This is a genomic window from Variovorax paradoxus B4 (genome assembly GCF_000463015.1).
Taxonomy (GTDB): Bacteria; Pseudomonadota; Gammaproteobacteria; order Burkholderiales; family Burkholderiaceae_C; genus Variovorax; species Variovorax paradoxus_E.
The window spans coordinates 130,903-143,583 of sequence record NC_022234.1 but is presented as its reverse complement, the minus strand read 5'-3'; the positions used below and the strand labels follow the sequence as shown (position 1 = coordinate 143,583).

Annotated in this window: 12 protein-coding genes; 1 reads left to right on the top strand and 11 read right to left on the bottom strand. The window is 69.8% G+C overall.

The window, feature by feature from the left end; all coding sequences use genetic code 11:
• Nucleotides 1–13: 13 nt before the first annotated feature.
• Entirely contained in the window at nucleotides 14–718 is a 705-nt protein-coding gene (gene ligK / locus VAPA_RS27800; RefSeq protein ID WP_021003542.1) for a 4-carboxy-4-hydroxy-2-oxoadipate aldolase/oxaloacetate decarboxylase, read from the bottom strand.
• 4 nt (nucleotides 719–722) lie between these two features.
• Complete coding sequence (locus VAPA_RS27795; RefSeq protein WP_021003541.1) at nucleotides 723–1,751, bottom strand: amidohydrolase family protein; 1,029 nt, start codon at nucleotides 1,749–1,751, stop codon at nucleotides 723–725.
• Between the two features lie 191 nt (nucleotides 1,752–1,942).
• Between VAPA_RS27795 and VAPA_RS27790 the strand changes: the two genes are divergently transcribed.
• Nucleotides 1,943–3,244 carry a LysR family transcriptional regulator gene (locus VAPA_RS27790; RefSeq protein WP_021003540.1) on the top strand — a complete coding sequence of 434 codons (1,302 nt, stop codon included), beginning with the start codon at nucleotides 1,943–1,945 and terminating at the stop codon, nucleotides 3,242–3,244.
• Between the two features lie 21 nt (nucleotides 3,245–3,265).
• Here the strand turns inward: VAPA_RS27790 and VAPA_RS27785 are convergent, their stop codons facing one another.
• The 9 genes from VAPA_RS27785 to VAPA_RS27745 all read right to left on the bottom strand — a co-directional run bounded on the left by VAPA_RS27785 (nucleotide 3,266) and on the right by VAPA_RS27745 (nucleotide 12,636).
• Nucleotides 3,266–4,120: an NAD(P)-dependent oxidoreductase gene (locus VAPA_RS27785; protein WP_196232605.1), complete on the bottom strand. Its 855-nt coding sequence runs from the start codon at nucleotides 4,118–4,120 to the stop codon at nucleotides 3,266–3,268.
• Nucleotides 4,121–4,181: 61 nt separating this feature from the next.
• Entirely contained in the window at nucleotides 4,182–5,264 is a 1,083-nt protein-coding gene (locus tag VAPA_RS27780; RefSeq protein ID WP_021003538.1) for an isocitrate/isopropylmalate dehydrogenase family protein, read from the bottom strand.
• 106 nt (nucleotides 5,265–5,370) lie between these two features.
• Nucleotides 5,371–6,099, bottom strand: a complete 729-nt coding sequence (nanR, locus tag VAPA_RS27775; RefSeq protein ID WP_021003537.1) for a transcriptional regulator NanR — start codon at nucleotides 6,097–6,099, stop codon at nucleotides 5,371–5,373.
• A 60-nt stretch (nucleotides 6,100–6,159) separates the two neighbouring features.
• Nucleotides 6,160–7,524: a 3-oxo-isoapionate kinase OiaK gene (gene oiaK / locus VAPA_RS27770; RefSeq protein ID WP_021003536.1), complete on the bottom strand. Its 1,365-nt coding sequence runs from the start codon at nucleotides 7,522–7,524 to the stop codon at nucleotides 6,160–6,162.
• Nucleotides 7,524–8,792, bottom strand: coding sequence for a ribulose-bisphosphate carboxylase large subunit family protein (locus VAPA_RS27765; protein ID WP_051255414.1), 1,269 nt, complete (start codon nucleotides 8,790–8,792; stop codon nucleotides 7,524–7,526). Before VAPA_RS27765 ends, oiaK begins: the two co-directional genes overlap by 1 nt.
• Before the next feature lie 65 nt (nucleotides 8,793–8,857).
• Nucleotides 8,858–10,150: a TRAP transporter large permease gene (locus VAPA_RS27760; RefSeq protein ID WP_021003534.1), complete on the bottom strand. Its 1,293-nt coding sequence runs from the start codon at nucleotides 10,148–10,150 to the stop codon at nucleotides 8,858–8,860.
• A complete protein-coding gene (locus VAPA_RS27755) occupies nucleotides 10,147–10,659 on the bottom strand; it encodes a TRAP transporter small permease (protein ID WP_021003533.1) in 513 nt (170 codons plus the stop codon). The genes VAPA_RS27760 and VAPA_RS27755 overlap by 4 nt, the downstream gene beginning before the upstream one ends.
• 55 nt (nucleotides 10,660–10,714) lie before the next feature.
• Complete coding sequence (locus tag VAPA_RS27750; protein ID WP_021003532.1) at nucleotides 10,715–11,707, bottom strand: TRAP transporter substrate-binding protein; 993 nt, start codon at nucleotides 11,705–11,707, stop codon at nucleotides 10,715–10,717.
• Between the two features lie 98 nt (nucleotides 11,708–11,805).
• Nucleotides 11,806–12,636 (bottom strand): phosphogluconate dehydrogenase C-terminal domain-containing protein, encoded by an 831-nt coding sequence (locus tag VAPA_RS27745; RefSeq protein WP_021003531.1) that lies wholly within the window; start codon nucleotides 12,634–12,636, stop codon nucleotides 11,806–11,808.
• Between the last annotated feature and the right edge of the window lie 45 nt (nucleotides 12,637–12,681).

The window sequence follows — 12,681 nt, the reverse complement described above, 5'->3', positions numbered from 1 at the left end:
TTGCATCGCCCGGTCAGTCGATGTAGCGCAGGCCGGCCTTGGCCAGCGGCTCGCGCATGGCGTACATGTCGAGGCCGAGTTCGCCGGCCGCGAAGCGCGCGCGCTTGGCCGTCTCGTTGGCCTCGCGCGCTTCGGCGGCGTCGGCCACCTGCTGCGCGCACGCGGCCGGCACCACCACCACGCCATCGATGTCGGCCACCACCACATCGCCCGGATGCACCAGCGCGCCGGCGCACACCACCGGCACGTTGACCGAGCCGAGCGTGGCCTTGATCGTCCCCTTCGAATGGATGGCGCGGCTGAACACGGGAAAGCCCATCGCGTTGAGGTCGCGCACGTCGCGCACGCCGCCGTCGATCACCAGGCCCTTGCAGCCGCGCGCCTTGAAGGAGGTGGCGAGCAGGTCGCCGAAGAAGCCGTCGGTGCTGTCGCTGGTGCAGGCCGCCACCACCACGTCGCCGGGCTGGATCTGCTCGGCCGCCACATGCAGCATCCAGTTGTCGCCGGGCTGCAGCAGCACCGTGACGGCCGGGCCGCAGAAGCGCGCATCGGGATGGATCGGACGGATGCGCGGCTGCATCAGACCGAGCCGCCCGAGCGCCTCGTGCACGGTCGAGACGCCGAAGCGCGAGAGCTTTTCGACCGCGGCGGCGTCCGCGCGTGCGATCTGGCGATGAACCACGCCGAGCTGCTGGAGGGCATTGGAAGAAGAAGACATGAGATCAGAGCCCCTTGGCGATGAGTGCGCGGTCCAGGCGCGGGTACACGCGGCGTGCGTTGGCTTCGAACACCTTGTGCCGCGCTTCGGCGTCGAGCATGGGCGTGGCGTCGATGTAGCGGCGCGTGTCGTCGTAGAAGAATCCGGTCTCGGGATCGATGCCGCGCACGGCGCCGATCATTTCGCTCGCGAACAGGATGTTGTCGACCGGGATCACGCGCGTCAGCAGGTCGATGCCCGGCTGGTGGTACACGCAGGTGTCGAAGAAGATGTTGTCGAGCAGGTGGTCCTTCAGCAGCGGCTTCTTCATTTCCTGCGCCAGCCCGCGGAAGCGGCCCCAGTGGTAGGGCACCGCGCCGCCGCCGTGCGGGATCACGAAGCGCAGCGTCGGAAAATCGGTGAACAGGTCCGACGTGAGGCACTGCATGAAGGCCGTGGTGTCCGCATTCAGGTAGTGCGCGCCGGTGGTGTGGAAGCAGGCGTTGCAGCTCGTGCTCACATGCACCATCGCCGGAATGTCGTGCTCGACCATCTTCTCGTAGAGCGGGTACCAGTGGCGGTCCGACAGCGGCGGCGAAGTCCAGTGCCCGCCCGAGGGATCGGGGTTGAGGTTGACGGCGACGAAGCCGTATTCGCGCACGCAGCGCTCCAGTTCCGGAATGCAGCTGCGCGGGTCCACGCCCGGCGACTGCGGCAGCATGGCCGCGCCGATGAAATGGTCCGGAAACAGCTCGCTCACGCGAAAGCACAGCTCGTTGCAGATGGCGGCCCAGGTCGACGAGGTCTCGAAATCGCCGATGTGGTGGGCCATGAAGCTCGCGCGCGGGCTGAAGATCGTCAGGTCGCTGCCGCGCTCCTTCATGAGGCGCAGCTGGTTGTCCTCGATCGATTCGCGCAGCTCGTCGTCGCTGATCTTCAGGTCGGCGGCGCGGGGCTTCAGCGCAGGGTCTTTCAAGCCCGCGATCTGCTGGTTGCGCCAGTTCTCGAGCGCCTTGGGCGCCGTGGTGTAGTGGCCGTGACAGTCGATGATCATTTGCAGTTCCGTTGGTCGCTGGGGTGATGGCGCCTGGCGCCCGAAAGAGGCGCCGGCCCTCGCGTCAAGTGTGGTTCCCGGCGCCGCCGCGTGGCGTGAGTTCGGGTTGGTCTACCATCAGACTTTCTTATTGGCAAGGGTTTACCCCTAAACACCCTCGGATCGGTTGGCTCGATGCCAGCCGTTAAAAAGTGACCCCCGCCCATCCAAGAGACAAAGTTATCGACCGAGCGCACACGCGTGCGCTCGGCATCAACCTGCGGCACCTGCGCGCGTTCTCGGCCGTGGCGGCGGCCGGCAGCATCGCCAGGGCCGCGGACGAGCAGCTGTTCCGCGTCGCCTCGGGCGTGACGCGCTCCATCTCCGAGCTCGAAGGCGCGCTCGGCCGGCCGCTGTTCGACCGCGGCTCGCGCGGCGTGGCACTGAATTCATACGGCGATCTGGTGCTGGTGCGCGCGCGCCGCATCGAGCGCGAGTTCGAGGACGCGCGCGCCCAGCTCGTCGCGCGCGGCGGCATCGGCGCCTCCGCCGACGTGCATTCGCTCTTCGCGTCGATCCTCAATGGCCGACGCCTTGCGGTGATTGCGAGCCTGGTGGAAAAGCGCAACATGCCGGCCGTCGCGCGCGAGTTCGGCATCACGCAGCCGGCGATCAGCAGCGCGCTGAAGGACCTCGAGGGCGGACTCGGCGTCGCGCTGCTCGAGCGCAGGACGCGCGGGCTCGTGCCCACGCCGGCCGGCGACATCGTGGCGTTCTATTTCAAGCGCGTGCTCGCGGAGTTGCGCCACATCGGCCCGGACATCGCCGCCAGCGAAGGCACGCTGCAGGGCAGCGTGAACGTGGGGGCGCTGCCGCTCGGCCGCACGCAGATACTGCCGGAAGCGATCGCCTCGCTGCTGGCGCGCCATCCGGGGCTGCATGTCGCCACGGTCGAGAGTCCTTACGACGCATTGGCGGCGTCGCTGCGAAGCGGCGACATCGACTTCATCCTCGGCGCGCTGCGCAGCAGCGCCGAGGCGCGCGACCTGCAGCAGGAAGCGCTGTTCGAAGACCACATCTCGGTGATCGCGCGCGCCGGCCATCCGCTGGCGCGCGGCGTGCGTGTCGACTTCGATGCGCTGCGGCAGGCGACCTGGGCGCTCTCGCGGCAGGGCACGCCTTCGCGCGAGCTGCTCGAACGCTTTTTCTCGGCCGCGCGGGAAGCGCCGCCGATCCCCGCCGTCGAGACCGGCGACCTTGCCGTGCTGCGCGGGTTGCTGCTCGAAAGCGACATGCTGACCGCGATCTCGGCCCACCAGCTGCGCCACGAAATCCGCAACGCCAGCCTGGTGGTGCTCGACTTTCCGCTCGCGCAAACGCGGCGCGAGATCGGCCTGAGCCAGCGCCTCGGCGCATTCCCCTCGCCCGGTGCGCGCGCGCTGATGCAGGAGATCCGCTCGGTGGTCGCCCGCTCGCCCGACTTCCGCACAGCTGCGGCGAGCCACAGCCAGTGAAATGCGGGCGGCCGATGGCGCTCAGCGCGGGGCCAGCAGGTCCGGCAGTTCGGGTATCAAACCCTCGGGCGCCAGGCTTTGCGCATGCTGCAGCGTCTGCAGCACCGCCGCCGCGATGTCCCGGTGCGCACCGGCATCGCCCGCCATCGTGTTGTAGTAGCCGAGGTCCTTGCTCGCGTTGGCGATCGAGAAGCGCAGGCTCGACGTGTCCTTGGCCGTGAGATAGGGCCGCAGCCGCTCCAGCGCCACGCCGCCGCCGCCGCCCTTGGCCAGGATCTCCACGAACATCTCGGGCGCCACGCCATGCTGGCTCGCGCAGGCCGCTGCCTCGGCGATCAGCGCCACCGTGCCCAGAGAGACGAAGTTGTGCAGGAGCTTCATGCCGTGGCCCGCGCCCACCGGGCCCGCGTGCAGGATGTTCTCGGCAAAGCACGACAGCAGCGGGCGGCATTCTTCGAGCAGGGCCGCATCGCCGCCCACCAGCAGGTTGAGCCGGCCTTCGGCCGCTTCCTTCGGCGTGCGCGTCATCGGCGTGTCCAGGAAGCGGCTGCCCGCGGCCTGCACGGCCTGCGCCATGCGCAGCGTGGAAGCGGGAATCGCGGTGGAGCAGTCGATGACAATGCTGCCCGGGCGCAATCCCTGCAGCACGCCGCCTTCACCCGTGAGCACGGCCTCGACCTGGGGCGAGCCCGTGAGCACGAGGATGACGATGTCGGACTGCGCCGCCAGGTCGGCCGCACGCGTGAAGCTGCGCGCGCCGGCGGCCTTGAGCGCGTCCAGCGGCTGGTTGCCCGGGTGCTCGAGCACGGCCAGCGGGTAGCCGTGCTTGACGATGTTGCTGGCAATGCCGTGGCCCATCATGCCGATGCCGATCATGCCGATGTTCTTTTTCAAGGAAGTCTCCTGGGTTGCGAATGTGTAGAGGATGCCACCGCCTTCAGCCGAGCTGCCGGCACACGGCCTGCGTGATCTCGCTGCAGCGCGCCTGGCCGCCGAGGTCGCGCGGCACCGTCTGCCCTGCGGCCAGCACGTCCTCCACGGCGCGTTCCACGCGCGCGGCGCCTTGCGCCAGTGCGTCGTCGCCATGGCGCTCGCCGAGCCAGCGCAGCATCAGCGCGCCCGAGAGGATGGTAGCAATGGGGCTGGCCAGGTCCTGTCCCGCGATGTCCGGGGCCGAGCCGTGCGCGCCCTGGAACAGGCCATGCGTGTCGCCGAGCTCGGCCGAGGCCGCGATGCCCAGCCCGCCCACCGTGCCGGCGCCGAGGTCGGAGATGATGTCGCCGAACATGTTCTCGGCCACGATCACGTCGTAGAAGTCGGGCTTCTTGAGCATGTGCACGGTGATGGCGTCGACGTAGGCGTAGTCGATCTCCACGTCCGCGTAGCCGCGCGCCACCTCGTCGCAGATGGCGCGGAAGAACGCATAGCTGCGCAGGATGTTGGCCTTGTCGCACACCGTCACGCGGCGCCGGCCGTCGCGCGGTGCGCCCTGGCGCCGGCGGGCGAGTTCGAACGCGAAGCGCGCCACCCGTTCCACGCCCTTGCGCGTGACCACGAGCGTGTCGGTGGCGACCTCGCCGCGCAGGTTCACGCCGGCGCCGCGGCTGGCGTACAGGCCTTCGGTGTTCTCGCGCACGATGACGTAGTCGATGCCGCCGGCCTCCCAGCCGGCCAGCGGCGAGCGCACGCCGCGGTACAGGCGGATCGGGCGCACGTTGGCGTACAGGTCGAGCCTGAAGCGCAGCTGCAGGTGCAGGTCGTTGCCGACCTCGGTGCCATCGGCGTAGGTGATGCCGGGCAAGCCGGCCGCGCCATGCAGGATGGCGTGCGCGCTGCGGCAGGCCGCGAAGGTCTCCTCGGGCAGCACGGCGCCGGTCCGCGCATAGTGCGCGGCACCGCCGGGCCAGGGGGTGAAGTGCAGCCGCGCGCCGCAGGCGTGGCGCAGCACGGCAACGGCCGACTGGCAGACCTCGGGGCCGATGCCGTCGCCATCGATGGTGGCAATGTCGTAGGTGTTCATGGTGGATTGCGTGAAGAGCGGGAACACACGGGCGCGCACGGCCGCGGGCCGCGCGCACGAACGGAAACCGCAGCGGCTGCGAAACGGGCGCCGGCACGGCGCACGCTCAGCGCCGAACCTGCGCTTCTTCCTCGATGCGCTGGTACAGCGCATTGGAGCGCGTGACGTGCGCGCGCACGGCCGCCACCGCAGCCTGCGGATCGTGCGCCTCGATGGCATCGACCAGGCGCGCGTGCTCCTGCAGCGTGAGCCGCTCGGCGCCGGGCGCGCGCACCAGGGGCTGGTAATAGTCGCCGGCCCACTGGAACACGGCCTCGATCACCGCGGGAAAGATCGGGTTGCCGCTGATGCGCGCGATCTCGCGGTGAAAAGCCATGTCGTGCGCAAGAAAGCCGTCCATGTTCACGAGCGAGGCACGCTGCTCCTCGATGCGCGCGCGCAGCGCCGCCACGTCCTCGGGCGTGGCCAGCTGCGCCGCCATGCGCGCGGTGCCTTCCTCGAGGAGCAGGCGCGCCTGCTTGAGGTGTTCGAGCATGTCGGGCTGCGCCTGCAGCATGTGCCGCGTGCCGCTGGCGATCTGCGCGATCAGGTCGCGCGCAGTGGGAATCACCACCCGCGCGCGCTCGCCGTGCGAGATCTCGACGATGCCCGAGTGTTCCAGCGCCTGCAGCGCCTCGCGCACCGCGGGCCGGCCCACGCCGTACACGTCCATCAGCTCGCGCTCGGGCGGCAGCTGGTCGCCGGGCCGGATCTCGCCCGTGCTGATGCGCTGCATCAGCCGGTCCACCACGTCCTGGTAGAGCTTGCGTTTCTGGATCGGGTTGACTGCCGTCATGGATTGGATGTTCGCAAAGGGAGAAGGGCACGGGGCCGCGCGGCTGCCTGCAGGCCATTATCACTTGGCCACACCGTCGCGCGCGGTGCCGAAGAAGTCCTCGGCGCCCATCTGGCCGCCCTTGAGCACGAGTTCCAGCCCGTCGCGCCGCGCATCGCGCGAGGCGGCCCGGCACAGGGGTGCGCCGGGCGCGAGCCGCGCGGCCATGGTCAGCGCCTGCACGCCCAGGGCCGAGGCCACTTCGCCCGAACTGTCGCCGCCGGCCACCACCACGCGGCGCAGCGCGGGGCAGCGGTCGAGCAGCGCACGCGTCACGCGCGCGAGCGCCTGGCCCGTGCGCGCAGCCGCCTCGGCGCGCGTGAGGCCGGCCGCGCGCGCGCTGTCGTCGAAGGCCTGCACGGCCGGGTCGTCGGGGCCGCGCGCGGTGTACAGCAGCGGGCTGTGGCCGCGCGCCAGGGCCTGGGCCGCGGCTTCGGCGACTTGCCCGATGGCGCGCTCGTCGCCGGCCAGCAGCGGTGCAATGTCCAGCCGCTGCGCGGCAAAACCGTGCCCGGCAGCCCAGGCGATCTGCGCGGCCGTCGCGGGCGAGCAGCTGCCGCTGACCACGGCCAGCCCGCTGTCGGCCGCGCCGGCCTGCGGCAGCGGCGGCCGGCCCGCGAGCAGTCCGCTGGCCTGCCAGTGCGCGGCCAGTGCGTCGTCGAGCCCCGAGGACGAGGCGCTGAACAGGCCCGCGCCGCGCTGCTCCCACACCAGCCGTCCGGCTTCTCGCAGGGTCTCCTCGTCGAGCACGTCGATCAGCACCACCGGCACCTCGCCAGCATGCGCCTCGGTGATGGCGCGCAGCGCGGCATCGGCGCCACCGCTCTTGAGCTGCGTGAAGTCCACGAGCGCGCGTGCGCGCCGCGTCTGCGCGCCCAGGTGCATGCGAAGGTCCGACTCGTGCATGGGCGTGACGGGATGGCGCGACATGGTCGGGTGCCGGTCCAGGCGATGGCCCTCCCCGTCAGCCACGGCGAACAGGTGGCCGAAGGCCTGGTGGCGGCGCAGGCGCGGCGCACCCACCACCATGGGCGACCAGCGCCCGCGCATGAGCGGCACGCCCAGGTCGATGGCGCAGCCGATCGAGCCGATCGCGGGTGAGGAGTCGAAGGTCGAGCAGATCTTGTACTGCAGCACCGGCGCACCGAGCCATGCGAGCGCGGCGAGCGCAGGCGCGAGGTGCTCGCGCATCCACGCGGGATCGCGGCTGCGCGCCTGGCCGGCCAGTCCCACGGCGCGCACGCCGGGAAAGCGCGCAAGCATCTGCGCATCGGGCGTCTCGAAGAAAAGCACCGTGGATACGCCTGAATTGGTCAGCGCCTCCAGCGCGTCAGTGGACCCGGTGAAGTCGTCGCCGTAGTAGGCCAGCAGCAGTCCGTCCTGCATCACCAGACCTCGAGCGCCTGGGCGAGCTCGGCGTGCGCGGTCGCGTGCGTGGTCAGCGGCACGCCGGCCACGGCGGCCTGCCAGGCCTGGCGCATTGCGGCCACGCCCGCGGCGATGCCCCCCGGGTGGCCGAGGATGCCGCCGCCGGCGGCATGGATGAGGTCGGTGGTGCCGAGCGCCGCATAGGTCGGCGCGGCCTGCAGCCCGGTCTGGCCCGAGCTGAAAACAGGCATCGCGGCCATGGGATTGCGCGCGGACAGCGGTGCCAGCACGGCGCGCGCCGCGGCGATCACGCTTTCGTCGCTCTCGCTGAACTTGTTGGCCAGGCCGTTCACGTGCAGGTGATCGGCACCCGCCAGGCGCCACAGCGTCTGCCAGGGCGCGAAGTCCCAGCCGAGCGCGGGGCAGCGGTTCAGGTAGCCCCAGCCATTGCGGTGCGCATGGATCGGCAATTGCGCATGGCGGCGCAGCGCGAGCAGCCCGGCGAGGCCCACCGAGTTCAGGCTGACCATCACGCAGGTGCCGCCCTGCGCCAGCACCAGGTCGTGGCGGCGGCGCATCTCGTCGACCTCGCCCGTGAGGTTGAAGGCCACCATGGGCTTGCGCCCGGTGCGCTCGGCCGCCTCGCGGACCACGACCATGACGGCGCGCACGCGCTCGTCGAACGGGCAGTGCGGGCCGTCGGCCTGCAGCTCGTCGTCCTTGATGAAGTCGATGCCGCCGGCCACGAGTGCGCGCACGGTCTCGGCCGTCTCGGCGGGCGACAGGCCCACGCTGGGCTTGACGATGGTGCCGACCAGCGGGCCGCGCGCCACGCCCGAGAGCGCGCGCGTGCCCGCAATGCCGAAGGCCGGGCCGGGGCAGCCGTCGACGAAGGCCTGCGGCACTGCCAGGTCGAGCAGGCGCAGGCCCGAGACCTGCCGCAGCTCGAACAGGTTGCCCGCCACGGTGGCCATCAGGTTGGGCAGCGAGACGCCGAAGTTCGCCAGCGGCCACGACAGGTCGAGCACGCACTGCGTGTAGCTCGCGGCGCGCTGGCGCGTGGGCAGGCTTGGCGTGCCCACGCGGCCGAGCACGTGCACGCGCTCCACGTGCGCGCCCGAGCGCTCCTTGAGCGCGGGCGTCTCGCCGGGCACGGCCGTGAAGGTGCCGCTGGACTGCTCGCCCGCGATGACTTCGGCGGCGCGCTCGGGGTTGTCGCCGGTTTCCAGCCAGTAGCGTGCGCGCACGCGGCCGTCGGCTGCGGAAAGTGCGGGCAGCCCGGTCATGGCGAATCGCAGTGTTCGAGGAGGAGGAAGGGGCGGGGCAGGACCATGGATCGGTGTCTTTCTCTCTACTTGAATCCGAGCGTGCGTGGCAACCAGGTGGACAGCATCGGCATGAAGGTCAGCAGCACCAGCACGGCGCCGTGCGCCCAGAGGAAGGGCACGAGCTCGCGCACCAGCTGCGCCATCGGCACGCGCGAGACATTGCAGGTGACGAACAGCAGCCCCCCCACCGGGGGCGTGATCATGCCCAGCGTGAGGTTCACGATCACGACCATTGCGAAGTGCACCGGGTCGATGCCGAGCTTGAACGCCACCGGTGCCAGGATCGGCACCAGCACCATCACGCCCGGCAGCGGCTCGATGAAGATGCCGAACAGCAGCAGGAAGATGTTCACGATGAGCAGGAACATCCACGGCGACAGGTTCATGCCGACCAGCCACTGGGCGAGCATCTGCGGAATGCCTTCGATGGTCAGTATCCAGGCGAACGAGGCCGACATGCCGATGATGATGAGCACCGAGGCCGACAGCAGCGCCGAGCGCGCGAGGATGTCGGGCAGCGCCTTCCACTCCAGCGTGCGGTAGACGAACTTGCCGCAAACCAGCGCGTAGAACACCGCCACCACGGAGGCTTCCGTCGGCGTGAACCAGCCCGCGCGCATGCCGCCCAGGATCACCACCGGCAACAGGATCGCGGGAATGGCGCGCCAGGTCGTGGCCAGGATCTCGGCCAGCGGCGGCATCGCGCCTTCGCCGCGGTAGTTGCGCTGGCGCGAGACGCGGAAGTTGACGATGCACATGGCCACCGCGATCAGGATGCCGGGCATGATGCCGGCCGCGAACAGCGCGCCGACAGACACCGCGTCGTCCTGCAGCGCGTAGATGATCATGATGATCGACGGCGGGATGATCGGCCCGACGATGGCGGTCGACGCCGTGAGCGCTGCCGCGTAGGCGCGGCCGTAGCCGGCCTTGTCCATCATCTTGATCAGCATCGAGCCCGGGCCCGCGGCGTCGGCCAGCGCCGAGCCCGAGATGCCCGAGAAGAAGGTCAGCGACACCACGTTGGTATAGCCCAGCCCGCCGCGCTTGTGGCCGACGAACTGGCCGGCAAAGCGCAGCAGCACCTCGGTGAGCGAGCCGCCGCTCATGAGCTCGGCCGCGAGGATGAAGAAGGGCACGGCCATCAGCGGAAAGCTGTCCATGCCGGTGAACGTTTCCTTCAGCAGCACCATCAGCGGATAGTTCTCGGCCAGCACCAGCGTGGCGGCCGTGGCCAGGCCCAGCGCAAAGGCCACCGGCACGCCGATGGCCAGGAAGAAGCAGGCCGAGAAGACGAGGACGAGGGAAGCGCTCATAGCGAGGCACTCGCGTTGGCGTCGAAGTGGCCGTCCGCCGCGAACTCGCGCCGCAGCGCATAGCCGCGCACGATGAACAGCAGGTGCACGATGAGCAGCACGCCGCCGATCACCATGGCGCTGTAGACGTAGGCGAACGGGATCTGCGTGACCGGCGTGAGCTGGGACATGGTGCGCTCCATGTAGAGCCAGCCGTACCAGACCATGAAGCCGAAGAAGGCGAACAGCAGCAAGGCCACGAGCGCGCGCAGCGCCACGGCGGCCGGGGGCGGCAGCGCGTCCTGCAGGTTCTCCACGGCGATGTGGCCGCCGTAGCGCAGCACGGGTCCCGCGCCGAGGAAGGTCAGCCAGATCATGAGGTAGCGCGCGACCTCCTCGGCCCATTCGAGCGAGGCATTGGTGAGGTAGCGCAGCGCCACGTTGACGAAGATGATCACCGACATGGCGGCCAGCAGGAGGATCAGCGCCCAGCGGTTGGCACCGAGCAGGTAGCGTTCGAATGTTTGCATGGTGTTGGCGAACGTAGGTCGGCCCCGCCCGCTGGGCGCGGCGGGGCCGGTGGCGTCAGTGCACGTCCTGGATCTTCTTGATGTTGTCGGCGCCGAATTCCTTCGCATAAGCGGCGTAGGCGGGCTTGAGCGCATCCTGGAAGGCCTTCTTGTCGACGTTGCGCACGACCTGCATGCCCTCCTTCTCGAGCTGGGCCACGCCGGTGGCGTCGTCCTCGTCGACCTTCTTGCGCTGCGCGGCCACGCTCAGGCGCGCGGCATCGGCAAACACTTTCTTGTCGGCGTCGCTGAGCTTGTTCCAGACCTTCGGGGTGAGCAGCAGCAGCGCGGGCGAGTACACGTGGCCGGTGAGCGAGAGGTGCTTCTGCACCTGCGAGAACTTGGCCGTGGTGATGATGGGGATGGGGTTCTCCTGCCCGTCCACCGTGCCCTGCTGCAGCGCGCCGAACACTTCCGGGAAGGACATGGGCGTGGGCTGCATGCCGAAGGTGCGGTAGCCGTCCATGTGCACCTTGTTCTCCATGGTGCGCACCTTCAGGCCCTTGGTGTCCTCGGGCTTGAGAATCGGGCGCTTGCTGTTGGTGAGGTGGCGAAAGCCGTTCTCCGTCCAGGCCAGTGCAACCAGGCCCTTGCTCGCGAACTTGGTCAGCAGGTCCTGGCCGATCGGGCCGTCGAACACCTTGCGCGCGTGTTCGTAGTCGCGAAACAGGAAGGGGATGTCCACCACCTTGATTTCGGGCACGAAGTTGCCCACGGGGCCGGTGGAGGTGATCACCGCGTCCTGCGTGCCGAGCTGCACCGCCTCGATCTGCTCGCGCTCGCCGCCGAGCGCCGAGCTCGGGAACTGCTGGCACTTGTAGCGGGCCTGCGTGCCCTTCTCGATCTCGGCACAGAAGGTGGTGGCGCCCACCCAGTAGTGCGAGCCCTGTGCCGGCGTGTAGCCGATCTTGAGCACGGTCTGCGCCTGCGCGCCGGCGGCGGCCAGCGTCAGGAGCGCGGCGGCCAGGGGCGCGCCCAGGATGGGGCGAAAGCGGAAGCGATGGGTCACGGTTGTCTCCTCGTGGGGTTGTCGATGCGGTGAATGCGGTCGCGCGCCCGTGTCGGCGCTTTGCGGTTGGTGGCGGAAAACCTGCGGCGCGCGTGCGCTCAGGTGATGCGCTGGATGCTCTCGGCGATCTCTTCGCGATCGAACACCTTGAGCCAGTCGTCGCGCAGCAGGCGCGGCTTGCCGAAGGTGATGGCCTTGTTGCAGGCGTCGGAGAACACGCCGGGGATCTCCTTGAAGATCACGGCGGCGAGGATGGTCATGTGGCCCAGCAGGAAGTCGCGCGCGCAGTCGTGCGGCACCCCGCGTGCGACCACCGCGTCCATGGCCTCGCGCATGGTGTCCAGCAGCGTGGCGCAGACGGTCTCGGACAGGCCGGGCTCGAGCAGCGCCATCTGCTCGACCGTCACGCGGTAAGAGCGCAGGATGGGCGCGTAGATGGTCCTGGCGATCTCCTCGCCCAGGTCGAAGTCGGCCGGCGTGCCCTGCATGAGCGCGCTCACCACGGATTGCGGTGCGTGCGCGCCGCCGAAGAAGTCGGGCTGGCCGTTCCGGTGCAGCGCGTCGCTGAAGATCGGCGGGTGGCAGGGATGGGCGACGAAGTACACCAGGTCGGGCCGCTGGGGCAGGTGGCCGGCAAAGGGCGCGGCCGCATCCAGCGTCATCACCATGGTGCCGGGGGCGAGCTGCGGCGCGATCTGCGCGGCGACCTTGCCGATGGCGGTGTCGGGTATGGCGAGGACCACCACCTGCACGTTGTCCAGCGCGCGTACCGGGTCAACGCATTCCACGCCCAGTTCGTCGCGCAGGCGCTGGCGACCGACGTCGCTGACCTCCACGTGGCGCACCTCGAAGCGGGAGTTGCGCAGGTTCTTCGCGAGCCGGACGCCCATTTTTCCGCCGGCGCCCAAGAGGGCGATGGAAGTCTTCATACCGAATTTCTCCTGAGGTCGTATAGTGGCATGATGGTATGATGA

Excerpts from the sequence above, each read along its gene's own strand:
- ligK (WP_021003542.1), bottom strand. The coding sequence starts at position 718 with ATGTCTTCTTCTTCCAATGCCCTCCAGCAGCTCGGCGTGGTTCATCGC.
- VAPA_RS27795 (WP_021003541.1), bottom strand. The coding sequence starts at position 1,751 with ATGATCATCGACTGTCACGGCCACTACACCACGGCGCCCAAGGCGCTC.
- VAPA_RS27785 (WP_196232605.1), bottom strand. The coding sequence starts at position 4,120 with ATGATCGGCATCGGCATGATGGGCCACGGCATTGCCAGCAACATCGTC.
- VAPA_RS27780 (WP_021003538.1), bottom strand. The coding sequence starts at position 5,264 with ATGAACACCTACGACATTGCCACCATCGATGGCGACGGCATCGGCCCC.
- nanR (WP_021003537.1), bottom strand. The coding sequence starts at position 6,099 with ATGACGGCAGTCAACCCGATCCAGAAACGCAAGCTCTACCAGGACGTG.
- oiaK (WP_021003536.1), bottom strand. The coding sequence starts at position 7,524 with ATGCAGGACGGACTGCTGCTGGCCTACTACGGCGACGACTTCACCGGG.
- VAPA_RS27765 (WP_051255414.1), bottom strand. The coding sequence starts at position 8,792 with ATGACCGGGCTGCCCGCACTTTCCGCAGCCGACGGCCGCGTGCGCGCA.
- VAPA_RS27760 (WP_021003534.1), bottom strand. The coding sequence starts at position 10,150 with ATGAGCGCTTCCCTCGTCCTCGTCTTCTCGGCCTGCTTCTTCCTGGCC.
- VAPA_RS27755 (WP_021003533.1), bottom strand. The coding sequence starts at position 10,659 with ATGCAAACATTCGAACGCTACCTGCTCGGTGCCAACCGCTGGGCGCTG.
- VAPA_RS27745 (WP_021003531.1), bottom strand. The coding sequence starts at position 12,636 with ATGAAGACTTCCATCGCCCTCTTGGGCGCCGGCGGAAAAATGGGCGTC.